This is a genomic window from Syntrophales bacterium, assembly GCA_035363115.1.
In the GTDB taxonomy this organism is placed as follows: domain Bacteria; phylum Desulfobacterota; class Syntrophia; order Syntrophales; family PHBD01; genus PHBD01.
Window position 1 is genome coordinate 59,493 of record DAOSEM010000001.1, and the last position, 25,022, is coordinate 84,514.

Genomic DNA, 25,022 nt, shown 5'->3' on the forward strand with positions numbered 1-25,022 from the left:
CCTGCCGTACCCTCAACCGTTTTCCGGCCGGTTCATTCGACGGCAGCGGGGATCCCGCGCCGACCCTCCGGGGAAACGGGAAACGGTTCACGATGCATACAGGAGGAGGAAACCCCCGTGGAGATGAAAACCCGTTCCGAGCCGGAGGCCGACACCACCGCCGTCCCTTCGATGTCACCCCCGCGGGAAATGATCGAGGCGCCTGCCCAGGGGCGCATCATGTCGAGAACCATGTTCGACACGCCCGTCGTGAAGCAGTTCTTCTATGGACTCTCCCTTTTCCTGCTCAGGATCATAGGCTGGAAGAAAGAGGGGAAGCTTCCGGAGATCCCCAAATTCGTGGTCATTGCGGCGCCCCATACGTCGAACTGGGACTTCCCCCTGACCCTGATGCTCGCCTTCGCCTTCCGACTGAAGGTGTACTGGATGGGCAAGCACACCCTGTTCCGGGGAGTCATGGGCCCGATCTGCCGCTGGCTCGGAGGAATCGAGGTGGACCGGAGGCAGTCCACGAACCTGGTGGCCCAGTCCGTTGAACGGTTCCGGACCTCGGAGGTGCTGACCATGATCATTCCCCCCGAGGGGACCCGGAAAAAAGTCCGTTACTGGAAGACGGGCTTCTATCATATCGCCCACGGCGCAGGGGTTCCCATCTTGCTGGGCTTTATGGATTACCGCCGCAAGGTCGGAGGAGTGGGACCGCTCTTTCATCCCACCGGGGACATCGAGCAGGACATGGCGGAGATCCGGGCGTTCTATGAGGGCATTACAGGGAAGCGACCCGACCAGTGGAGCCATGAAAGCGTCGCCGCGAAGACGCGACGGGAGCGGCCTGTAGACTGATCCGCCGCCGGAGGACCAGGGGAGGGGAGGTTTCAAGGGGGTGGCGGCCCGCTTCGTTCCAGGCTCAGCCGCTGAAGAAGGCGCACCGGTTCCTGCCTGCCCGCTTCGCCTTGTACATGGCCACATCGGCGTTCCTGAGCAGCGTGTTCATGTCGGTGCCGTGGGACGGGTAAAGGGCCGCCCCGATGCTCGTGGTGACCTCCATGACGTGCTCCCCGCAGGTGAAGGGCTCCCGGATGGCCTCCACGGCCTTCTGGCAGATCCAGAGCGTGTCTTCGTCGCCCCGGACCTCAGGCAGCAGGATGACGAACTCGTCGCCGCCGAAGCGGGCCACCGTGTCCACTCTCCGGAACAGGCCCTTCAGGCGGGAGCCGACGGCGATCAGGAGCTCGTCCCCGACGGTGTGTCCCAGGGTGTCGTTGATTTCCTTGAAGCGGTCGAGATCCATCATCAGGACGGCCAGGACGCCTCCTTCCCGCTCGGCCCGGGCCAGGGCCATCTCCAGGCGGTCCGTGAATAACTGGCGGTTCGGCAGGCCCGTGAGGATGTCGTGGTAGGCCATTTCCCGGATGGCCTCTTCGGCTTTCTTGCGCTCCGTGGTGTCCCGGGCGATGCTCCGGAATCCCGTGGGAATGCCCTCCGCGTCCCGGATCAGCGTGGCCGACATCTCCACCGTCCTGCGGACGCCGTCCCCGCGCAGGATCTCACACTCAAAGCGGTCCACGGGAGCGCCCGTCTCGAGAATGCCGTCGAACGTCCGGGAGACCCTGTGGCTGTTGTCCTCGTCCATGTATCTCTGGAAGTTCATGCCGCGCAGCTCGTCGGCTTCGTATCCCATGATCCGCTGCAGTGAGCCGTTGAAAAACGTGAAGTTCCCCTCCAGGTCCACCTCGCAGTACCCGTCCTCGATGTTCTCGATGATGGTCCGGTAGCGCTCCTCGCTCTGCTGGAGAACCTCCTCCATGCGCTTGCGTTCGCTGATGTCGCGGATGGATTCGATGGCGCCGATGATCCGCCCCTCCCGGTCGTGGAGTGGCGAGACCTTCATGAAGATGTACGCGCCGCGGCCGCCGTACAGGGCGGGGCAAAAGGCCTCCGCGGTGATCGCGCCACCGTCTTTCCGGACCTGGGAGTAGCGGGTCTCGAGATCGGCGTTGTCCCCCCAGATCAGATCCATGAGTTGGGGGCGGCGTTCGCCGTAAAAAGGGATCGTATAGGCGTAGTCCCCCCGGCCGATCATCTCGGAGGCCGGGATGCCCGTCATCTCCTCGATTGCCCGGTTCCAGACGATGACGTTCCCGTCCGCATCGATGGCCAGCGTCGCGTCGGGCAGGAAGCTGATGATGTCGGCCAGCTGCTGCTGTGATTCCCGGAGGGCGTTCTCCGCCTTCCGGCGGTCGTCGATGTTCTCCAGGATGCCCTCGTAGTAGAGAACCTGCCCGGAGGGATTCCGGACGCAATTCGCATTCATGGACACCCAGAAGGACTCTCCGCTCCTCCTCTGCATCCGGCACTCGAAGCTCCGGACAACCCCTTCCCGCTCCAGGATTTCCTGGAAGCGCTTCCGGTCCAGGGGGTCCAGAAAGACCTGGGTGGCGATGTCCGTCACGGAGCGGATCATCTGCTCCGGCGTTTCATAGCCGCACATCCGGGCCAGTGCCGGGTTCATCTGGAGATACCGCCCGTCGGGAGTGCTCTGGAAGATCCCCTCCGCGGCGTGCTCGAAGATGTGCCGGTAGTTCTCCTCGGAGATGCGAAGGCTTTCCTCGATCCGCCGGCGTTCCGTGACGTCCCGGGAGAGGCCGCAGATTCCCTCGACGTTTCCTCGCTCGTCCCGGATGGGGGTCTTGATGGCGTGGAAGGTAAGGGAAGTACCCTGGATGCGGTGTGTCAGTTCGTATTCGACACTTTCTCCCGCCAGCACCCGAGTGTCCGTGTCGTCGATGATCTTCTGCGTATCCGGGAGGGATTCGAAGATCCCGATCTCCGCGTCCTTCCTGCCGAGGAAGGCATCGTTTTGAATCCCGAACCGTTTTCTGAAAAACGCGTTCACCAGAGTATATCGCCGGTCCGTGTCCTTGATGAAGACAAAATCCTCGATGGAATCGAAGAGGGCCCGGAAGCGTCCTTCGCTCGCCAGCAGGGCATCCTCCGTCGCCCGGCGCGCCGTGATGTCGTCGAGGAAGTTGAGGGTGGCCGCCTTTCCCTCCCAGTCGATACGGACTCCCTTGAGCTCGACCCACTTGACCGTACCGTCCTTTGTCACGACCCGAAACACATAGGAATAGGACGCGGGAACCTCCCCGGCCAGGCGCTGGAGGTGCCGCTCGACCACCATCTGCTGGTCTTCCGGATGGATGAACTCCAGGAAGGAGTGGGAAATGAACTCTTCTTTTGTGTATCCGGCTATTTCCGTCGATTTCGGGTTGATGTAGCGGATGATGCCGTCCTGGGCCACGAAGATAGCCTCGTTGGCGTTTTCCGCCAGGTTGCGGTATTTCTCCTCCGATTCGCGCAGGGCCTCTTCGGTCTTCAGGCGTTCCGTGATGTCGATGAAGTGGACCTGAACGGCGGGCCGGCCCTGATAACGGGTGACGTTGATGTAGGCCTCCGCCGGAAGGATGCTGCCGTCCGGACGGACGATGCGGAGACGGCTGGATGGAGAGAGGGGCTTCCCCTCCAGCCGTTCGGCCAGGCGGCGCCATACGACGTCGCGGTCCTCCGGGTGCAGAAGCCCGTCCATGCCGGTCCTGGTGAACGCCAGGAGTTCGTCCCGCCTGCGCCCGGTCATGGCTTCCAGGGCGGGATTGACGACGACGAAGCGTTCGTCCTGAAAAACGAAAATGCCCAGGGGGGAATGTTCCAGGAGTGGGTCGCCCTCCCCTTGAGAGGCAATCTGCCGGCGGAGGGTCTGCAGCTCCTCGATCAGCCTCGCCTTTGTCTTGCGCCCATTCTCCACGGGGCCTCCTGTCGGGGCGGCTTTTCCGGAGAGGCCGCCCGAAGAGACTTGCAGGACATCCAGGCCGGGATCCCGCGGGGAGCCCGGGTCACGAACAGAACAACGATGCGGAAATGACGCTCCTGTGTATCAGAATTGATAGATAAATGCCATCTGTTCAATAAGGATGTCGGGGGCAGGGTTTCTTCCGATACGGCGGGGGTCCGCCTGCGGGACCCGGGTATGCCCGATGCGACGGAGCACCGGAACACCGGAACGCCGGTTGTCCGGGGAAAAGGAAAGATTCTTACGGAATCAGGGTGAGCTGGACCGGATCCGCCGGCTCGAGGCAGTGCTTGCCGAAGGACTCGGGCGGCGCGACAGGGTATTCCCCGGTGTAGCAGGCGAGGCAGAAGCCGTTGGCCTCCACGCCCGTGGCGGCCACCATGCCCTCCACGGAGAGGTAATGCACCGAATCGAGGCCGACGAAGCGGGCGATCTCCTCCATGTCGTTCATTTCGGCGGCCAGAAGTTCCCCCTTGGAGGAGAAGTCGATGCCGTACGGACAGGGGTGGCGCGTCGGGGGGCAGCTCACGGCCATGTGGACCTCCCGGGCGCCGTTGTCCCGCAGGTTCCGCACCCGGTTGCGGCTGGTCGTGCCCCGGATGATGGAATCCTCCACGATGAGAACGCGCTGTCCCGCGATGAGCGGCCGGACGGGGTTCAGCTTCACCCGCACGCCGAAGTCGCGGACCGTCTGGGTCGGCTGGATGAAGGTGCGGCCGACGTAGTGGTTGCGGATCATGCCCATCTCGAAGGGGATGCCGCTCCCCTCCGCGTAGCCCAGGGCCGCGTAGTTCCCCGAGTCCGGGAAGGGCATCACGAAGTCCACGTCGGGCCGGTACTCCCGGGCCATCTGCCGGCCCAGGCGCTTCCGGCAGAGATAGACGTTCTGACCGAAGACCTGGCTGTCGGGGCGGGCGAAGTAGATCAACTCGAAGATGCAGCGGGCCTGCGGAAGCGATGGAAAGGGCTCGATGCTGCGGGGGCCGTTCTCGTCGATGATGAGTATTTCCCCCGGACGGATGTCCCTCACATACTGGGCTCCCACGAGGTCGAAGGCGCAGGTTTCGGAGGCGACGACCCAGCCGTCGCCGAGGCGGCCCAGGCACAGGGGCCGGAACCCCCGGGGGTCCCGGGCGGCGACGACGGTGTTTCGCGTCAGGATCACGAGGCTGTAGGCCCCTTCGACCCGCGAGAGGGCGTGGGTGAGGGCGCTCTCGATGCCCGCATCGAGATGGCGTGCCATCAGGTGGACGATCACCTCCGTGTCCATGGTGGACTGGAAGATGGATCCCCGCACCTCGAGCTCCCGGCGGATGGCCAGGGCGTTGGTCAGGTTCCCGTTGTGGGCGATGGCATAGTATTCCTCGCCGTGGTGGACGAGAAAGGGCTGGGCATTGGAAATCACCGACGATCCCGTCGTGGAGTAGCGGACATGCCCGATGGCCATGGCTCCCGTCAGTTTCGCCAGGATCTGCTCCGGGAAAACCTCGGAGACGAGGCCCATACCCTTGTGGCCCCAGACCCGGCATCCATCGGCCACTTTGATGCCGGCGCTCTCCTGCCCACGGTGCTGGAGGGCGAAGAGGCCGAAATAGGTGACCCGTGCAGCCTCCCGGTGCCCGTAGACGGCGAAGACGCCGCACTCCTCCCGGGGCTTCCCGTTGTCCCTTTCCCTGTCTTTCATGCCCGCCCTCTTCGGTCTGTTCTTACCGGCCGCATTCCCCGCCTGGATGAAGTCCGGAATGGTATTCCTGCAGCGGCGCCACGCCCCAGTCCCGTTCCCGGAGAGCCCGGACGGCCTCGCTGGTGGCCCGGGCACCGGCGAGCGTGGTCGAGTAGGGGACATTGTACAGGAGCGCCCCCCGCCGCATGGCCGTGGCGTCGGCGCTGGCTCTCCGCCCCACGCTGGTGTTGATCATGAGCTGGATGTCCCCGTTCTTCAGATGGTCCAGGACGTTGGGGCGGCCCTCGCTGATCTTGTGGACGGACCAGACGTGAACCCCGTGGTCGTGGAGAAAGGCCGCCGTCCCCCGGGTTCCGACGATCTGGAACCCCATTTCCTGGAAGGTCTTCGCAACGGGAACGATCCCCTCCTTGTGGCGGTCGTGGACGCTGATGAAGACCCGCCCCTCCAGCGGCAGCCGGAATCCCGCGGCCATCTGGGACTTGGCGAAGGCCATCCCGAAGGACGAATCGATGCCCATGACCTCCCCGGTGGACTTCATCTCCGGACCCAGGATGACATCGACGCCGGGGAAGCGGCTGAAGGGGAAAACCGCTTCCTTGACGGAAATGTGGTCCGGACGGACGGCCCCGGCGAATCCCAGCTCCTTCAGGGTCTTTCCGAGCATGACCTTCGTGGCCAGCTTGGCCAGGGGGACGCCGATGGCCTTGCTGACGAAGGGAACCGTCCGGGAGGCCCGGGGATTCACCTCCAGGATGTAGAGTTTTCCATCCTTGATGGCGTACTGGATGTTCATGAGCCCCACGACGCCCAGCTCCTCGGCGATCATCCGGGTCTGCCGCTCGATCAGGGCCATCATCTCCCCGGAGAACGTCAGCGGCGGAAGGATGCAGGCGCTGTCTCCGGAGTGGATGCCCGCCTCCTCGATATGCTCCATGATGCCGCCGATGACCGTGTCGGTTCCGTCGCTGATGGCGTCCACGTCGACCTCCACGGCGTCCTCCAGGAACTGGTCGATGAGGATCGGGTGCCCCGGGGAGACGTGGACGGCCCGCTCCATGAAGGACTCCAGGGTCTTGCCGTCGTAGACGATCTCCATGGACCGTCCGCCCAGGACGTAAGAGGGCCGCACCACCACGGGATACCCGATTCGCTCCGCCGCCGCGACGGCCTCTTCCGCCGTCATGGCCGTGTCGTTCCTGGGCTGGAGGAGGTCCAGCCGGTTGACGATGTCCTGGAAGCGCTTTCGGTCCTCCGCCCGGTCGATGGCGTCGGGGGAAGTGCCGAGAATTCGCACCCCCGCGTCCTCAAGACCCCGTGCCAGGTTCAGGGGGGTCTGGCCGCCGAACTGGACGATGACCCCCAGGGGATCCTCGGCCCGGACGATGTGGAGGACGTCCTCCAGGGTCAGGGGCTCGAAATAGAGCCGGTCGGAGGTGTCGTAGTCGGTGCTGACCGTCTCCGGGTTGGAGTTCACCATGATGCTCTCGATCCCCATCTCGCGTAGGGCGAAGGAGGCGTGGACGCAGCAGTAGTCGAACTCGATGCCCTGGCCGATGCGGTTCGGCCCGCCGCCCAGGATGATCACCCGGGGCTTCGTGGAGCGTCGGCTCTCGTCTTCCGTCTCGTAGGTCGAATAGAAGTAGGGGGTGTAGGCCTCGAACTCGGCGGCGCAGGTGTCGACGAGCTTGTAGACGGGCAGGATCCCTTCCGCCAGGCGTCTCTGCCGGATTTCCTTCTCGCCGGTGCCCCAGAGCTCCGCCAGCCGGCGGTCGGAGAAGCCCATCCGCTTGGCCTCCCGGAGCGTCTCCGGCGTTCTTTCCGCTCTTGCCAGTTCCCGCTCCGCCTCCACGACGTCGTGGATGGGGTACAGGAACCAGGGATCGATGTTCGTCAGTTCGTGGATTTCCTCGATGGTCAGGCCGTGGGCGAAGGCGCTCGCGATCCGGAAGAGGCGCTGGGAGTTGGGCGTGCGGAGCAGCGGGGTGAAATACTCCCTGGGGTTCCGGACGTCCGCCGGCAGGGGCTGCAGAAGGCCGAAGCGCCCGATTTCCAGGGAGCGGACCGCCTTCTGGAGGGCCTCCTTGAAGGTCCGGCCGATGGACATGGTCTCCCCGACGGACTTCATGGACGTGGTCAGGAAGTCCTCCGTCTCGGGGAATTTCTCGAAGGTCCAGCGGGGGATCTTGACGACGCAGTAGTCGATGGTGGGCTCGAAGGAGGCCATCGTCTCCCGGGTGATGTCGTTGGGGATCTCGTCGAGGGTGTAGCCCACGGCGAGCTTGGCGGCGATCTTGGCGATGGGGAACCCCGTGGCCTTGGATGCCAGGGCGGAGGAGCGCGACACCCGGGGGTTCATCTCGATGACGATCATCTCCCCCGTCCGGGGATGGACGGCGAACTGGACATTGGACCCCCCGGTCTCGACGCCGATCTCCCGCATGATGGCGATGGCGGCGTCGCGCATGTCCTGGTATTCCCGGTCCGTCAGGGTCTGGGCGGGGGCGACGGTGATGGATTCGCCCGTGTGGACCCCCATGGGGTCCAGGTTTTCGATGGAGCAGATGATGACGACGTTGTCCGCCTTGTCCCGCATCACCTCCAGCTCGTATTCCTTCCAGCCCAGGGCCGACTCCTCCAGCATGATCTCGTGGATCATGCTGGCGTCGAGGCCCGCCTTGGCCATCCCGGCAAGCTCCTCCCGGTTGTAGGCGACGCCGCTGCCCGTTCCCCCCAGGGTGAAGGAGGGCCGGACGATGATGGGGAAGCCGATTTCGGCGGCGATGCGGAAAACGTCCTCCATGGAGCGGGCGAATCCGCTTCGGGGGACCCGCAGGCCGATCCGCTCCATGGCGTGGCGGAATTTCTCCCGGTCCTCCGCCTTGTGGATGACGTCCCGGTCGGCGCCGATCATCTCCACGCCGTACTGGTCCAGGACCCCCATGTCGGCCACGGCCACGGCCGTGTTCAGCCCCGTCTGTCCCCCCAGGGTGGGCAGGAGCGCGTCGGGGCGCTCCCGGGCGATGATCTTCGCCACGGCCTCCGGGGTGATGGGCTCGACGTAGGTCCGGTCCGCCGTCTCCGGGTCCGTCATGATCGTGGCGGGGTTGGAATTGATCAGGACGACCTCGTATCCCTCTTCCTTGAGGGCCTTGCAGGCCTGGGTGCCCGAATAGTCGAACTCGCAGGCCTGGCTGATGATGATCGGACCCGAGCCGATGATGAGGATTTTCTTGATGTCGGTGCGCTTGGGCACGATTACTCCCACTCGATGGTGCTGGGCGGCTTGGAACTGATGTCGTAGACCACCCGGTTGACGCCCCTCACCTCGTTGATGATCCGGTTGGAGACCTTTCCCAGGAGGTCGTGGGGCAGGCGCGCCCAGTCGGCCGTCATGGCGTCGTCGCTGGTGACGGCCCGGAGGGCGAGGATGTTTTCGTAGGTACGCTGGTCTCCCATGATGCCGACGCTCTTGACGGGCAGGAGGACCGTGAATGACTGCCAGAGTTTCCGGTACAGCCCGGCCGCGCGGATCTCCTCGAGGAAGATCACGTCACACTTGCGCAGGACGGACAGGCGGCGCTCCGTCACCTCGCCGATGATCCGGATCGCCAGGCCCGGTCCCGGGAAGGGCTGCCGCCAGATCATCTCCTCCGGGAGCCCCAGCTCCTTTCCCAGGAGGCGGACCTCGTCCTTGAACAGGTGCTTCAGAGGCTCCACGAGCCGGAGCTTCATGCGCTTCGGGAGACCGCCCACGTTGTGGTGGGACTTGATGACGGCGCTGGGGCCGCCGAAGACCGACCGCGATTCGATGAGATCCGGGTAGAGCGTTCCCTGGGCGAGGAATTCGGCGCCTTTGATCTTTTTGGCTTCCCGGTCGAAGACCTCGATGAAGGTTCGGCCGATGATCTTCCGTTTCCGTTCCGGGTCTTCCACTCCCTTGAGCTTTTTCAGGAATTCTCTTCCTGCCCGGACGAAGCGGAGCTTCATGCGGTAGTTGCTGCGGAAGACCTCCTGGACCTTTTCGGCCTCCCCGTGGCGGAGGACCCCGTTGTCCACGAACACGCAGGTCAGCTGTTCCCCGATGGCCTGGTGCAGGAGGACCGCGGCCACGGAGGAGTCCACACCGCCGCTCAGTCCCAGGATGACCTTCTTCTCGCCGACCTCCTCCCGGATCTCCGCGATGGTGTCCCGGGCGAAATTCTTCATGGTCCAGGAGCGCTTGCAGCGGCAGACGTCGAAGAGGAAGTTGCCCAGCATCCGCCTGCCTTCCGGGGTGTGGACCACCTCGGGGTGAAACTGCAGGCCGTAGAAGCGCCGCTTCGGGTCCTCCGCAGCGGCGACCCGGGTGCTGGGCGTCGTGGCGGTAATGCGGAAGCCCTTCGGGAGCCTGCCGATGGAATCGCCGTGACTCATCCAGCAGCGGGAATCCTGGTGAATGCCCTTGAAGATCCCTTCCGGCTTCCGGATCTGGAGTTCGGCAAAGCCGTACTCCCGCTTGTTCGCCGGGATGACCTCGCCCCCCAGGGTGTCCGCCATGAAATGGAGACCGTAGCAGATTCCCAGGACGGGGATTCCCAGCCGGAAGATCCCCGGATCCGCCTTGGGGCTGCCGGGCTCGTAGATGCTGGCGGGTCCCCCCGAAAGGATGATCCCCTCGGGATTCAGGTCCCGGATCTTCTCCAGCGGGAGGTCCGGCGGCTCGATCTGGCAGTATACATGGTGTTCCCGGACACGACGGGCGATGAGCTGGTTGTACTGCGACCCGAAGTCGACGATGAGGATCATGGCGCTTTTCTCCTGGCGGTCATGGATTCCACGAAGCGGTCGAACAGGTAGGCCGCATCGTGGGGACCCGGGGCGGCCTCCGGATGGTACTGGACGCTGAAGGCTTGCCGGTCGTCGTAGGAGAGGCCTTCGGACGTGGTGTCGTTGAGGTTGTCGTGGGTCGCCTCGCGGCTGCCGGTGAGGGAATCGGGGACCACGATGAAGCCGTGGTTCTGCGATGTGATCTCGATCCGGCCGGTGCGGTGGTTCTTGACGGGCTGGTTGATTCCGTGGTGCCCGAATTTCAGCTTGGCCGTCCGGCCCCCTGCCGCCTGTCCGAGGATCTGGTGGCCCAGGCAGATGCCGAAGACGGGCACCCGTCCGAGCACGAGCCGGGCGGCGTCGACGATGTAGGGAAGGGCCGCCGGGTCTCCCGGGCCGTTGGAAAACAGGATGCCGTCCGGTTTCCAGGCGAGGATCTCCTCGCCCGTTGCCGCGGCCGGAACGACGAGGACCTGGCAGCCTCTCGCTTCCAGGTGCCGGAGAATGTTGTATTTTACGCCGCAGTCCACCACGACGACCCGGAAGCGCTGCGGGTCCGCTGGCAGGTCCGGAGGAAGCTCCTGCGGGCGTCCGTCCTGCCACAGGCAGGTCTCCCGGCAGCTCACTTCCCGCACCAGGTCCCGTCCCACGAGGCCGGGGTGGGCCTTCACCTTCTCCAGGAGAAGGGCCGTGTCGGAGGTCTCCGTCGCGAGAACGCCCTTCATGGCTCCGTCCAGGCGGAGGCGCCGGGTCAGGGCCCGGGTGTCGATCCCTTCCACGCCGATCTTGCCGTTCGCCTCCAGGAAATCCTTCAGGGACCGGTCGGCCCGCCAGTTGCTGGGCCGGTCCTGGTACTCCCGGACGATGAAGCCCTCAAGGTGGATCCCCGCAGACTCCATGTCCTCCGGGTTGATGCCCGTGTTCCCCACGAGGGGGTAGGTCATGGCCACGATCTGCCCCTTGTAGGACGGATCCGTGAGGACCTCCTGGTAGCCTGTCATGCCCGTGTTGAAAACGACCTCGCCCAGGACCTCGCCCCCGCCGGCGAAGATGCGGCCGGGGAAGACGCTTCCGTCTTCCAGGACGAGAATGGCGGGTTTCCGCTGCCGCAGGAGCGACATGAACATACCTCAACCGTCAAGAAACAGGATACGGGCTCCGGATTTCCAATTCGTCCCCCGGTTGCCCGCGAGAAACCAGAAGGCGGGAAGGCGAACTCGCAGACGCGGCTTTCGCGTTTCCCGCCCCCTCGCCAGGGACCCAAGTCATGTGGTCCACGATTCACAAGCCGCGGGCGTCCTTATCCTATCCCGCGCACGAATGCAACCGCGAGCCCGTCAAATGATGAAGAGCATTTCCCAGAACTTCGGCAGCGGCCAGAGCTCATCGTCCACGATGCCCTCCAGTTCGTCCGCATATTCCCTAAGCTCGTTCATCCGGGTCTTGACTTTGTTGCAGAGCATCTCCGCCTTTTTCTGCTCATCGTGAACGGCCGACGCCTTCTCGATTTCCGCGAGAATGGCCTGGTTGGTGGCGTAGACCTTGTTCACCAGCTCCGTCACCTGCTTCAGCAGCGCCTGCTGGGCCGCCATTCCGGCACCCTTGCCAAGGGCCTCCCGCGTGCGGAGGATCGTCTCCGAGAGCCGGTTCTGGTAGGACGTCGCCACCGGGATGATCTGGCTCAGGCAGATGTTCTGCAGGCACTTCGCCTCGATGCTCAGATCCTTGATGTACCGCTCGACGCGGATCAGATAGCGCGACTTGAGCTCCTCCCTGGAGAGAACCCTGTATTTTTCGAAGAGGTCCAGAGACTTCGGGGTGATCAGGGCCTTCAAGGCTTCCGGCGTGGTCTTGTAATTCGGAAGCTTCCGCTTTGCCGCTTCCTTCTCCCATGCCTGGGAGTAGTTGTCACCGTTGAAGAGAACCGGCTTGAGCTCCTTCATCTCCTTGCGGATCACCGCCAGGACGCACTGGTTGATATTGGCGTTCTTTTCGCACTCGGCCTTGATCTTGTCCGCCAGGTAATCGAGGCTTTCGGCGATGATCGTGTTGAGGACCGTGGCCGGGAAGGAGATCGACTGGGCCGAGCCGACGGCCCGGAATTCGAATTTGTTTCCCGTGAACGCAAAGGGTGACGTCCGGTTCCGGTCGGTGTTGTCCTTGCTCACGATGGGCAGCGAGGCGATGCCGAGGTTGATGATCTCCTTGTCGGAGGCCTTCGTCACTTTGCCGGCCTCGATGTCCTCGAGAATCTTCGTGAGCTGGTCGCCGAGGAAGATCGAAATGATGGCCGGCGGCGCCTCGTTGGCGCCCAGGCGGTGGTCGTTGGCGTAGGATCCCACGGCGGCCCGCAGGATGTCCGCGTGCCTGTAGACGGCGCGGATGACGGCGATCAGGAAGACCAGGAACTGGATGTTGTCCTGCGGCGTCTGTCCGGGATTCAGGAGGTTGTTCCCCTTGTTGTCCGACAGCGACCAGTTCAGGTGCTTGCCCGAGCCGTTGATGCCCGCGAAGGGTTTTTCGTGAAGCAGGCAGGCCAGGCGGTGCTTCTTTGCAACCAGCTGCATCGTGTCCATGACGATCTGGTTGTGGTCGACCGCCAGGTTGGCCTCCTCGAAGACCGGGGCCAGCTCGAACTGGCTGGGCGCCACTTCGTTGTGCCGCGTCTTGGCGGGAACGCCCAGCTTGAAGAGCTCCTCCTCCATGTCGTGCATGTACGAGGCGATGCGCTCCTTGATGCTCCCGAAGTACTGGTCTTCCAGCTCCTGTCCCTTCGGCGGGGGGGCGCCGACGACGGCCCGGCCGCCCATGACCAGGTCGGGGCGCTTGAAGAAAAAGTCCGCGTCGATCAGGAAGTACTCCTGCTCGGGACCCAGGGTGGCGTAAACGCCTCTCACGCCTTTGCCGCCCAGGAGATCCAGGATCTTCAGGGCGCTTTTGCTGACCGCCCGGTTCGAACGCAGGAGGGGCGTCTTCTTGTCGAGGGCCTGGCCGGTATAGGAGATGAAGGCTGTCGGGATGCAGAGGGTCGTCGAGATGCCGTTCCGCCGGATGAAGGCGGGGGAGGACATGTCCCAGGCCGTGTAGCCGCGTGCTTCAAAGGTTGCCCGGATGCCGCCGCTCGGGAAGCTCGAGGCGTCCGGTTCCCCCTGGACCAGCTGCTTGCCGGAAAAGCGCTCGATGACCGAGCTCGGCCCGGTTACATCGATGAAGGCGTCGTGCTTCTCCGCCGTGATCCCCGTCATGGGCTGGAACCAGTGGGCGAAATGGGTCGCCCCCTTCTCGATGGCCCACTTCGCCATGGCGTGGGCAACCGTGTTGGCCGTCTCGAGGTCGAGAATGGTGTTTTCGTGGATGGCGTCGATGATCTTGTCATAGGCGTCTCCGGGCAGCTTGCCCTTCATGACCCGGATGTTGAAGGTGTCCTCGCCGTAGTATTCCGATACGGGGCCGGACTTTTCCTTCGCCACCGGGTAACTCCTTTCGGCTGCGGTGATGGGGCATGTCTTTTTCATAAATCCTCCATATCTCTCTTGATGATGGTTATTATTCGATAGGGGCGTTCTCTGCAAGCTCCCAGATGCCGCAGGGGCAGGCGTCGGCGCAGAAACCGCATCCAATGCAGCGTTCCCCGTCCACAATATATTCGTAGGCGTCTTCCCCGAGGCTCCGCCTTGAAATCGCCTGTCCGGGGCAGAGGGTCTCACAGAGGCCGCAGTCCCGGCAGGCGCCGCAGGAGGCACACGCGGTGGAACAGCTGCCCAGGTCTCCCGTCGTCGGGATCCGCGGGTCGTAGTATTCCAGGTGCACCCGCGAGGTTGAAATGGCGGGCAGGTTGTCGTAGGTGTCCTGCCGGCCCCGGAGCAGGTTGTCGATGGCCCGGGCGGCGATCCGTCCGGCCCCGATGGCATCCGTCAGGAGGCCCGGCCTGACGGCGTCGCCGATGGCGAAGACCTGGGGATCGGAGCTCTGGTACTGTCCGTTGACGGCGACGAAACCCCTCAAGAGGACGATGTCCTCGGGAAGGAATCCGAGGTCCGGCGCGTCGCCGACGGCCATGATGACCGTATCCGCCGGCAGGATTTCGCCGTCGGCCAGCTCCACGCCCCTGTCGGTAATGGATCGGGTCGTCCGCGGCCAGAGAAAGCGCGCTCCGGCGGCCTCGGCGTGGCGTCGCTCCGCCCCGAAGGACGCGGGCTCCTGGATGTCCACCAGGGTGATCTCCCGGGCTCCGAGCCGGGCGGCCTCCGCCGCGGCATCGCAGCCCACGTTGCCGGCGCCGATGATCACCACGCGCTCACCCACGGCGGCCCGGTCTTCCTTGCTGTCCCTCAGGAAGTCCAGGGCGGCCAGCGCCCGCTCCTTACCCGGAATGGGAATTTTCCGGGGCTTCTGGGCACCCGGGGCGATGACGACGATGTCGTGCTTTCCCCGGAGGGTCCGGAACGCCTCCTTCGTGAGGGATTTCTTCAGGTATGTCACGGGGATCCGCTCCCGGACCCGTTCGATTTCGCGGGCCACCACGTCGTCGGGGATCCGCGCCCTGGGAATCGTGGCGGTGATCTTGCCTCCCAGGCGTTTCTCACGCTCGTAGACGACGGGCGAATGGCCCATCATCATGAGCTGCCAGGCCGCGGAGAGTCCCGCCGGGCCGCCGCCGATGACGGCAACGCTCTTTCCGGTCGCGGGAGCGGGGTCGGGCGTCTTCGCCTCCAGGGAGGCCCTGCCCAGGAGGGCTACGTCCAGGGCCGGCAGTGAGGCCGCCTGCCGCGTGCATCCCTGCATGCAGAGGTTGGGGCACAGGTATCCGCAGACGGTAGCCGGGAAGGGGGTGCAGGTCAGCGCCAGATCCACCGCCTCCGCCAACCGTCCCTTCCGGATCAGGGACCATCGCTTCTGCACGGGAATGCCCGTCGGGCAGGATGCCTGGCACGGGGGGAGGTGTTTTTCGTTTTCCCAGCGGGGAATCCAGCGGCGCAGGTCGCCGGTGGGGACGACGTCGATGGCCGACCGCGGGAGGTCCGTCAGGTCGCCGATCAGGCCGCCTGCTCCCAGTTCCCCGTCCCAGGTTTCCCGGACAAACTGCGCCATGGTCCGGACCGGCGCTCCCGTCTTTTCAAAGGGCTTGCGTGCCACCAGGATGTGCCACTCCGAGCGGTCCGATACCAGGACCGGGTAGAGCTCCGTCCGGCCGATCGTCTTGAGAAAGACAAGAAGATTGTCCAGCAGCCACTGCCAATCCTCGTCGTCGGGATCGGTCAGCCGGGCGTCCTGCTCGCTGTATCCCCGGTGGGGTCCGCGGAAGAAGATCCGGCCGCTCACCATTCCGACGCAGGGGCGGTAACCCAGCGTGTTCTCGATCCGGGTCGTCCCATGGCCGCAGACCACGGCGGTCCCGCCGGCCATGAACTCGGCGAAGGAGTCGCCGGTGCTTCCCAGAACCCAGAGTTCGGGAGGCGCAAATCGGGGATTGTGCTTGGTCATGGTCATGCCGCGGGCGCCGATGTCGCCGGCGACATAGATCTTCCCCTGGGCCATGGCATTGGCCACCCCGTTGGTGGCATGGCCCCGTACAATGATGGTCGCCCCGGCGTTCAGCCAGCCCACGTCGTCGGAGGCGGGGCCGAAGACGTCGATCGTCGTGTTGGGAAAGCCCATGGACCCAACGCGCTGACCTGAGGAGCCGAGGACGCGGATCATGATCTCGTCGTCGCCGCCTCTCCAGAGGCGGCCGCCGATCCCGTGCTGGCCGTAGGCATGGATCTCGATGCACCGGTGCCCGTTCTGGACGGCCTTCTGAAGGTTTGCCTCCAGGTCCCGGGAATCCACGCGGACGCCCTGAATGACCCCGGGCAGGACAATCGTCGGTTTGTACAGCATGGAGATGCTCCTTCTTCCTGTTTCCTACAGAACGTGGCTGATCTTGAGCCGTGCGGCGGCGGCGCCGTCGGCGATGCCCAGGGCGTCGGACATGCCGATCGGCAGGGACGTCGAGCGGCCCAGGGGGGCCACGATCTTCTTCAGTTCCGTGTCGAAGCTCAGGTATGTTTCCACCACCCGCTGGGCGACCTTCTCCGGATCCAGTCGCCGGTACAGCCGCGGATCCTGGGAGGTGATGCCCTTGGGGCAGAGTCCGATGTTGCAGATGTTGCAGCGGTCCGTCTCGGATCCGAGGCATCCCGCCGCCGCCTGCATGATGTACTTGCCGATCTGGACGCCGCTGGCCCCCAGCATGATCAGGGCGGCGGCATTGGCGGCGAGGTTGCCGTTCTTACCGATTCCGCCGCCGGCGAACAGCGGGATCTCGTTCTGCTTTCCCACTTTCACGAGGTTCATGTAGGCGTCCCGGATGTTGCTGGCGATGGGGTGGCCCATCGTGTTCATGGAAACGTTGTAGGCGGCTCCGGTCCCGCCGTCCTCCCCGTCGATGGCAAGACCCGCCGCATACGGATTGCGGGTCAGGTTGTTCAGCACGGCCAGGGTGGTGCTTGTGGCGGAGATCTTGGGATAGACGGGGACCCGGAATCCCCAGGCCATGGCCATGGACTGGGTCATCTTGGCCACGGACTCCTCGATGGAGTACTTGGTCTGGTGGGTCGGCGGGCTGGGCAGGCTGATGCCCGGCGGGACGCCCCGGATCGCGGCGATCAGCCTGTTCACCTTGTACCACATCAGGAGGCCGCCGTCGCCGGGCTTCGCCCCCTGGCCGTACTTGATCTCGATGGCGCAGGGGTCTTCCTTCATGTGCGGCAGGGCGTGGATGATCTCGTCCCACCCGAAGTAGCCGCTGGCGATCTGCAGGATGATGTATTTCAGGAACCGGGAGCGCAGGAGCCTCGGGGGGCAGCCTCCCTCGCCCGTGCAGATGCGGACGGGCATGCCCTTTTCCTCGTTCAGGTAGGCAACCCCCATCTGGAGCCCCTCCCACATGTTCGGCGAGAGGGCCCCGAAGGACATGCTGCCGATGATGAGGGGGTAGATCTCCCGCACGGGGGGAATCCAGCCGTTCTCCTGGATGGTCCGGACCAGTCTCTCCGGCGGCAGGATCCGGCCCAGGAGGGTGCGCAGCTCGAAGTCGTGGCGTCCCGCGTCCAGCGCCGGGTCGGTGAGCATGGAAATGCGGATGAACTTGATCTCGTCGAGCAGGCTCCGGGGATCGTTCCTGCGGCCGCCGCGCCTGCGGGGGACTCCGCCCGCGTTGTTGTGGAAGCGGAGTTTGTCTGGCTCATCGCCCCGGACGGGACGGATGGCCCCATTCGGGCAGACCAGGTCGCACATGCCGCAGCCGATGCAGGCGAAGGCCGGATCGGTCTTCTGGCGGACGCCGTGATAGACGCTGAACACGTTCCCCGGTTTCTCCGCCAGCCCCATGTCGACCTGGACGACCCGCTTGCGGTGCACTCCCAGCTCGATGGCCCGGACGGGACAGACGGCCGTACATCGCCCGCAGAGCGTGCACCGCTCCTTGCTCCAGTCGATCTGCCACGGCAGGTCGGTCCGGCTCAGGGTGGAAGGCGTTATCGTTCCCACTGATTCCATCGAATCACCTCCTCCCGGCCGGGCGGGATCATGACCGTGTCGTACTTCATGGGTTGAATGTCGGTGCTTTTGTTCCGTGCCGGGATCGCTGCGTCGAGGCCGCACACCTCCGAGGAGAAGGCGAACAGGCCGGAACTGCCGCCCACGATGCCGGGACGGAGCTTTTTGCTGTCCTGGACCATGAAGACGGTCTTGTCGGGCAGGCAGCCGATCACGCAATTGGGGCCGTCGATGATGAGGGGACGGCAGGCCTGCTTGATCTGTTTCAATTTTGTACCGTTCGGGTGGCGACCCAGCTCCTCGTCCTTCAGGGGGGTGATGATGTGCTTGTACAGATCGAGGCCGAGGTGGAGGTGCTTCTGGGTGTAGTGAAGGATGTGGGTGAAGACCTCCGAGTCCGACTGGTATCCCGTGTATCCGGCGTAATCCCGCGAGGTCAGGAACTCCCGGATGGGGACGAAGGCGGTGTTCTCGCCGTTGGTCATCGTCGCGTAGCCCTGGATGAAGAAGGGATGGCAGGCGTAGATGTTGATGGCGTAATTCGTATTCTGCCGCCCCTGCGCAAGGATGACCCGCGCCTGAAGCTCCTCGTGGTCGAGGCCCAGGTAGTCCGCCAGCTCCATCGGGTCCCCGACCTCCTTGAGCATGATCACGTCCGGCCAGAAGCTGAAGATCAGCATGGACCCGTCGGCCTCGCCCATCAGGCGGAGACGCAGACGTGTCAGCATCAGGCGGTGCTCTCTCTCCTCCTGGGGCAGGGTGAGCCAGTCCGGCGGGTAGTCGTAGGCGCGAATGACATAATTGTCCCTTTTCGGTGTTCCGTTCGGCGGAATCTGGGCCGGCCGGATGGAGAGCTTGTACTTGACGGTGAAGTCCAGGTCCATCAGGTACCGGTCCAGGGTCCGGAGCCCTTCATTGGAGAAGATGCCCGAGAGAATGGGAGAGCCGCGGAAACGCTCGAAGCTGCCCCCGAGGTCCGTCAGGAACAGGCCCATTCCGGAGCCGTCGTGCCCTTCCTTCATGACGTTCAGGGCATGGACGGCCGTCATGGGGGAGAGGGGCTCCCGGCTGGTGATGGCAAACAGACGGCACATGACAGATCCTTTCAAAAACGATTCACGCTGCAGGGCGTCAAACAGTCCCTGCTTAAAAGCGAAAAATGTGCCACCATGGCCGGCGTATGAAGACATGCGCGGACAGGGGATTCGCCACGGACGGACCATTGCAGGGTTTGCGCGTCCAGGCACAAAAATGTCTTTTTCGTGTGCCCGAAAATACAAATTTGTTGTTTTCCGATCCCGCCAGCCATCCGTCAGGCCACCTCCTGGACGTCCTGGCCCGGCCGGTCCGGTCCGCGCCCCTTCTGCCGGTATTTCCGGGGGTCGATGCCCAGCTTCTGGATCTTGTACTGGATGATCCGCTTCGTTGTTCCCAGGAGCCGCGCCGCCTGGCTCTGATTGCCCCGGGTCTCCTTCAGGGCGTCGACGATCAGTGTCCGTTCCTGGGCCTCGACGACGGAGCTGAGCCGTCCCGAGTCCTTCTTTTCGCAGGCCCGGGTTTTGATCTGCAGGGAAGGGGGAAGATGCACGATTTCAATGGAATCTCCCTCCGCGAGCAGGATGGCCCGCTCGATGCAGTTTTCCAGTTCGCGGACATTGCCCGGCCAGGTGTGGCTCAGGAAGGCCTCGACCACGGCCGTGGAGATCCGTTTCACCGGTTTCCCCAGTTCGTGCGAATACTTGAGTACGAAATGGTCGGCCAGGAGAATGATGTCGTTGCCGCGCTCGCGAAGCGGCGGAAGGTGGACGGGGAAAACGCTCAGGCGATAATACAGGTCGGACCGGAACTGGCCGGTGGCGATGCATTCCTCCAGGCGGCGGTTCGTGGCCGCGACGACCCTGGCGTTCGTGTGAACCAGCCGGGACGAGCCCAGCGGCTGGAACTGCTTTTCCTGGAGAACGCGGAGCAGCTTGGCCTGGGCGGCGGCGGACAGCTCCGACACCTCGTCCAGGAAAATCGTGCCGTTGTTGGCCTCCTCGAAGCGGCCCCGACGCTGGCGAAGCGCCCCCGTAAAGGCGCCCTTCTCGTGACCGAAAAGCTCGCTTTCCATGAGGGTGTCGGGAATCGCGGCGCAGTTCACCTGGACCAGGGGGCCCTTGTTGTGGGGGCTGTTCATGTGAATCGCCCGGGCCACCAGTTCTTTCCCGGTTCCCGTCTCGCCCAGGATCAGGACCGTCGTGCCTGAGTCGGCCACATGGCTGACGAGCCCGAAGACCTCCTGCATCCCCTTGGAATGTCCTATGAAATCGACGGACGGCGACCGCCCCTGGTTGATGATCCGGCGGAGCCGCCGGTTCTCCTCTTCCAGCGCCAGGATATGCACCGCCTTGGCGATCAGTTCCGCTACGGCGGTGAGCATGGCAAGCTCGAGGTCGAGGTCGATCACGGAGCCGGCGCCCTTGTCGGCCGACAGGATGCCTACGACCCGGTTGTCGTACATGATCGGGACACACAGAAACGCCAGTTCTTCCCGGTTCAGGTATCGCCGGGCTCCCGTCCGGTCCAGGAACAGGGCTTCCTTGCCCAGGTTGGGGATTGCCATGGGACGGCCCGTCTGGGCCACCTTGCCGGTGATCCCCTCCCCCATCCGGTAGGTGATCTCCAGGCCGTCGAGATTGACGCCATGGGCGACATCCAGCCACGCCTCGCCGGTATCCCGGTCGAGGAGGGAGATCATGCCGCGCTCCATCCCCAGCCGGACATGCATTTCGTTGAGGACGCGCTCGAGCTGGTCCCGCAACTCCCAGGGCTGGGCCAGGATCTTGGCTATGGCATGAAGGGCCGCCAGTTCTTCGAAACTATGGGTGCTCACAAGGTTCCTCCGGGTTGTCTCGGATCCGCCGCTGCGGTCGTTGATGGACAAAAATGAACAAAAAGTGTGCCAACGAATCCCTTCTATACATTTTCGTTGAAATTGGCAATGGGAGAAGAAAACCATTTCTGGTATGAAACTTGATAAAGAATGAAACGGCAATTTCGAAAAGGGGGTTTCTGTCCATGGTATCCTTTTCCCGGGTCTCGACCGGCATCGAGGGGCTCGACAGCGTCCTGAACTACCTCCAGACGGGAGACAATGTGGTGCTCCAGGTGGACGACATGGAGGACTACCGCTCCTTCGTCCTTCCTTTTGTCAAGACGGCCCTCGAGAACAACGAACGGGTCGTCTACATGCGCTTTGCCCGCCACGCGCCGCTCCTGGAGCCCACGGGCCAGGTGACCATCTACAAGCTGAACGCCGACATGGGGTTCGAGTCCTTCTCCACCCAGGTCCACAACATCATCCGCCAGGAGGGACGGGACGTTTTTTATGTCTTCGACTGCCTTTCGGACCTCCTGCACGCCTGGGCCACGGACCTGATGATCGGCAATTTCTTCGTCATCACCTGCCCGTACCTTTTCGAGTTGAACACCGTCGCCTATTTCGCCATCCTCCGGAGCCGGCACTCCTTCAAGACAATCGCCCGCATCCGGGAGACCACCCAGGTGCTCCTCGATATTTACAATTATATGGGAAAGATGTGTGTCCATCCCCTCAAGGCATGGCACCGCTATTCGCCCACCATGTTCCTTCCCCACATTCAGACCAACGGCCGCTTCACGCCGATCATGAACAGCGTCGACGCCACGAACCTGTTCGCCTTCCTGGCCAACAAGGGATCCATCGGTGCCGAGCGGAACCTGGATTACTGGGACCGCATCTTCATGCAGGCCCGCGAACTGGCACAGGACCCCGGGGCAAGGGAAGCGAAACACGGCATGGTGGACCAGCTCTCCCGGGTCCTCATCGGCCGGGAGAAACGAATGCTGTCCCTGGCCAGGGATTATTTCAGCCTGGAGGATCTGTTGGAGATCCAGGAACGCCTGATCGGAACGGGATTCATCGGCGGAAAATCCGTCGGCATGCTCCTGGCCCGGAACGTACTCCGGAAGGACCGGTCCTTCGACTGGGACGGCAAGCTGGAACGGCACGACTCCTTCTATATCGGCTCCGATGTCTTCTACTCCTACATCGTTCAGAACGGCTGGTGGAAGCTCCTGATGGCGCAGAAGACCAAGGAAGGCTATTTCGAGTGCGCCGGGGAGCTTCGGAACGTCATGCTCCGGGGCGTTTTTCCGGAGGAGGTGCGGGAGCAGTTCCAGCTGATGCTCGAGTATTTCGGCCAGTCCCCCATCATCGTCCGCTCCAGCAGCCTGCTGGAAGACGCCTTCGGCAATGCCTTCGCGGGCAAGTACGAGAGCTACTTCTGCGCCAACCAGGGCACGCCGGAGCAGCGCTACGAGTCTTTCGAGGAGGCGGTGCGGCGCATCTTCGCCAGCACCATGAACGTCGACGCCCTGACCTATCGGCTTCAGCGGGGCCTGGACCAGCAGGACGAGCAGATGGCCCTCCTCGTCCAGCGGGTGTCCGGATCCTACCGGAAGCATTATTTCTTCCCGGAGCTGGCCGGCGTCGGGCTTTCCCACAACACCTTCGTCTGGAAACAGGGCCTCGATCCGAAGGCCGGCATGCTCCGTCTGGTCCTGGGGCTGGGAACCCGGGCGGTCAACCGGGTGGAAAACGATTATCCGCGGATCGTGGCCCTCGACGATCCCCTGCTGAAGGCCCATTCAGGGCTTGACGACGCCCGGCGGTTCTCCCAGCACGATGTGGACGCCCTCAACCTGGAGGAAAACCGCTTCCAGTCACTGCCGCTGGTGCAGGTGGTCCAGGAGGGCCTGGACGCGAGGCTCGACCTGGTGGGCACCCGTGACATGGAGTCCGCGGACCGCCTGCGGGCCCTGGGCAGGCCCGAAACGGACATCTGGATCCTGACCTTCGACGAGCTCCTCTCGACGACGGATTTTCCCGATACCATGTCCCGGATGCTCAAGACGCTCGAAAGGGTCTATGAATACCCGGTGGACATCGAGTTTACGGCCAACTTCAACGCCCAGGGGAACCTGCAGGTCAATCTGCTTCAATGCCGGCCGTTCCAGACGCGGGGACAGACGGCCCAGGTGGAGATCCCGGCCAGGGTCCGGAAGGAGCGGGTGCTCATCCGGCAGGAGGGAAACTTCATGGGCGGAAGCATTTCGCAGCCCATTTCCCACGTGATCTACATCGATCCCCAGGGCTATACAAAATTGTCCCTCTCGGAAAAATACGACGTGGCCCGCATCATCGGCCGGCTCAACAAGCTCGTGGAGAACCGGGAGGAAAGACCCACGGCCCTCCTGGGACCGGGTCGCTGGGGAACGACGACGCCGGCCATGGGAGTCCCCGTGACCTTCTCGGAGATCAACAACATCACCGCCATCGCCGAGATCGCCTACCGGGACGGAAGCCTGATCCCCGATCTCTCCTTCGGGACCCATTTCTTCCAGGACCTTGTGGAGATGGAGATCTTCTACATGGCCATCTATCCCGAGAAGGAGAACGTCTACTTCAACCCGGCGTGGCTCTCGGCCTTTCCCAACCGCCTCGCGGAACTGTCCCCCAGGGACGGCGCCTACGGGGAAGTGGTGCGCGTCTACGACGTGCGGGAGCGGAATCTCCGGCTCATGTCGAACGTCGTGACGCAGAAGCTGATCGTGTACGCCCGGGAATGAAGGATGCGGGAAGCCGGGCCCGGGTCGGATGATTCCGGGGCTGCCGGCGGATGCACGAAAAAAAAAGGGACGGCCGCGGACATTCCGCGGCCGTCCTTTCGCGTTCCGAACCCTGAAATTGCTTATACGACACCGAAGGCCAGCATGGCCCGGGCCACCTTGGTGAATCCGGCGATGTTGGCGCCCGTCACGTAGTCTCCCTTCCGGCCGTAGGCCTCGGCGGTCTCGACGCAGGCCTTGTGGATGCTCTTCATGATGATGAGGAGTCGCTGGTCCACCTCTTCCCGGGTCCAGGAGAGCTTCAGGCTGTTCTGGCTCATTTCCAGGCCCGAAGTGGCCACGCCGCCGGCATTGGCGGCCTTCCCGGGTCCGTAGAGGATGCTGTTTTCCTGGAAGATCTTCACGGCGTCCGGTGTGGAGGGCATGTTGGCCCCCTCGGCCACGCAGAGGCAGCCGTTCTTCACCAGGGCGGCGGCATGGGAGGCATCCAGCTCGTTCTGGGTGGCGCATGGCAGGGCGATGTCCACCTTGATTCCCTGGTCCCGGATCACGTCCCACACGCTGGAACCCTCGACGCAGCAGGTCTTGTACTTGTCGGCGTACTCCTTGATCCGGCCGCGCTTGACGTTTTTCAGCTCCATGACAAAATCGCACTTGTTCTGGTCGATGCCAGCCTCGTCCACGATGGTTGCGCTGGAGTCGCACAGGGTGATGACCTTGCCGCCCAGCTGGTTGACCTTCTCGACGGCGTACTGGGCCACGTTGCCGGCGCCGCTGATGGCCACGATCTTGCCCTTGAAGTCCAGGCCGCGGGTGGCCAGCATCTCCGCCGCAAAATAGGTGGTGCCGTACCCGGTAGCCTCGGGACGGACCAGGCTGCCGCCATATTCCAGAGCCTTGCCGGTCAGCACGCCGGTATGCTCGTTGCGGATCTTCTTGTAGTATCCGAAGAGGTAGCCGATTTCCCGGCCGCCGACCCCGATGTCGCCGGCGGGGACGTCCGTCTCCGCGCCGACATGGCGGAAGAGCTCCCGCATGAAGGCCTGGCAGAACCGCATGACCTCGCCGTCCGACTTGCCTTTGGGATCGAAATCGGAGCCGCCCTTGCCGCCGCCCATGGGCAGGGTCGTCAGGGAATTCTTGAAGATCTGCTCGAAGCCGAGGAACTTGATGATTCCCAGGTTCACCGAGGGATGGAAGCGGAGGCCGCCCTTGAAGGGACCGATGGCGTTGTTGAACTGGACCCGGAAGCCCCGGTTCACCCGGACATTCCCCTTGTCATCCACCCAGGGAACGCGGAACAGCATCGTGCGTTCGGGCTCGACGATGCGCTCGTAGATGTTCGCCTTCACGAATTCGGGATGGCGTTTCGTCGTCGGCTCCAGGGTCTCCATGACCTCTTCCACGGCCTGGTGGAACTCGGGCTGGTCGGGGTCAAGCTGCTTTACCTTGGCAAGGACATCTGAAATAACGGACATGACAATACCCCTTTCT

Annotated in this window: 13 protein-coding genes; 2 read left to right on the plus strand and 11 right to left on the minus strand. The window is 63.8% G+C overall.

Annotated features, from left to right (window positions below; genetic code table 11):
• Positions 1-123 precede the first annotated feature (123 nt).
• A complete protein-coding gene (locus PLO63_00320) occupies positions 124-843 on the plus strand; it encodes a lysophospholipid acyltransferase family protein (protein HOI72561.1) in 720 nt (239 codons plus the stop codon).
• A gap of 64 nt (positions 844-907) precedes the next feature.
• Here PLO63_00320 and PLO63_00325 read toward each other — a convergent pair whose 3' ends face one another.
• The 10 genes from PLO63_00325 to PLO63_00370 form a co-directional block, all read right to left on the minus strand.
• On the minus strand, positions 908-3,802 hold the full coding sequence (locus tag PLO63_00325) for a PAS domain S-box protein (protein ID HOI72562.1): 2,895 nt from the start codon (positions 3,800-3,802) through the stop codon (positions 908-910).
• A 286-nt stretch (positions 3,803-4,088) separates the two neighbouring features.
• Complete coding sequence (gene purF, locus PLO63_00330; GenBank protein HOI72563.1) at positions 4,089-5,531, minus strand: amidophosphoribosyltransferase; 1,443 nt, start codon at positions 5,529-5,531, stop codon at positions 4,089-4,091.
• 22 nt (positions 5,532-5,553) lie between these two features.
• Positions 5,554-8,787, minus strand: coding sequence for a carbamoyl-phosphate synthase large subunit (carB, locus tag PLO63_00335; protein HOI72564.1), 3,234 nt, complete (start codon positions 8,785-8,787; stop codon positions 5,554-5,556).
• Positions 8,788-8,789: 2 nt separating this feature from the next.
• Complete coding sequence (guaA, locus tag PLO63_00340; protein HOI72565.1) at positions 8,790-10,319, minus strand: glutamine-hydrolyzing GMP synthase; 1,530 nt, start codon at positions 10,317-10,319, stop codon at positions 8,790-8,792.
• The gene (gene carA, locus PLO63_00345; GenBank protein HOI72566.1) at positions 10,316-11,461 is read right to left on the minus strand and encodes a glutamine-hydrolyzing carbamoyl-phosphate synthase small subunit; all 1,146 of its coding nucleotides are present in this window, start codon (positions 11,459-11,461) and stop codon (positions 10,316-10,318) included. Before carA ends, guaA begins: the two co-directional genes overlap by 4 nt.
• 216 nt (positions 11,462-11,677) lie before the next feature.
• Positions 11,678-13,855, minus strand: coding sequence for a glutamine synthetase III (locus tag PLO63_00350; GenBank protein ID HOI72567.1), 2,178 nt, complete (start codon positions 13,853-13,855; stop codon positions 11,678-11,680).
• Positions 13,856-13,886: 31 nt separating this feature from the next.
• The gene (locus tag PLO63_00355; GenBank protein ID HOI72568.1) at positions 13,887-16,220 is read right to left on the minus strand and encodes an FAD-dependent oxidoreductase; all 2,334 of its coding nucleotides are present in this window, start codon (positions 16,218-16,220) and stop codon (positions 13,887-13,889) included.
• Positions 16,221-16,244: 24 nt separating this feature from the next.
• Positions 16,245-17,879, minus strand: coding sequence for a glutamate synthase-related protein (locus PLO63_00360; protein ID HOI72569.1), 1,635 nt, complete (start codon positions 17,877-17,879; stop codon positions 16,245-16,247).
• Positions 17,858-18,973, minus strand: a complete 1,116-nt coding sequence (locus PLO63_00365) for a glutamate synthase (protein ID HOI72570.1) — start codon at positions 18,971-18,973, stop codon at positions 17,858-17,860. Before PLO63_00365 ends, PLO63_00360 begins: the two co-directional genes overlap by 22 nt.
• 218 nt (positions 18,974-19,191) lie before the next feature.
• On the minus strand, positions 19,192-20,751 hold the full coding sequence (locus tag PLO63_00370) for a sigma 54-interacting transcriptional regulator (GenBank protein ID HOI72571.1): 1,560 nt from the start codon (positions 20,749-20,751) through the stop codon (positions 19,192-19,194).
• Positions 20,752-20,936: 185 nt separating this feature from the next.
• On the opposite strand from PLO63_00370, the gene PLO63_00375 reads away from it, so the two are divergent.
• A complete protein-coding gene (locus tag PLO63_00375; GenBank protein HOI72572.1) occupies positions 20,937-23,528 on the plus strand; it encodes a PEP/pyruvate-binding domain-containing protein in 2,592 nt (863 codons plus the stop codon).
• 122 nt (positions 23,529-23,650) lie between these two features.
• On the opposite strand, the gene gdhA is transcribed toward PLO63_00375, so the two are convergent.
• Positions 23,651-25,006 (minus strand): NADP-specific glutamate dehydrogenase, encoded by a 1,356-nt coding sequence (gene gdhA / locus PLO63_00380; protein ID HOI72573.1) that lies wholly within the window; start codon positions 25,004-25,006, stop codon positions 23,651-23,653.
• Between the last annotated feature and the right edge of the window lie 16 nt (positions 25,007-25,022).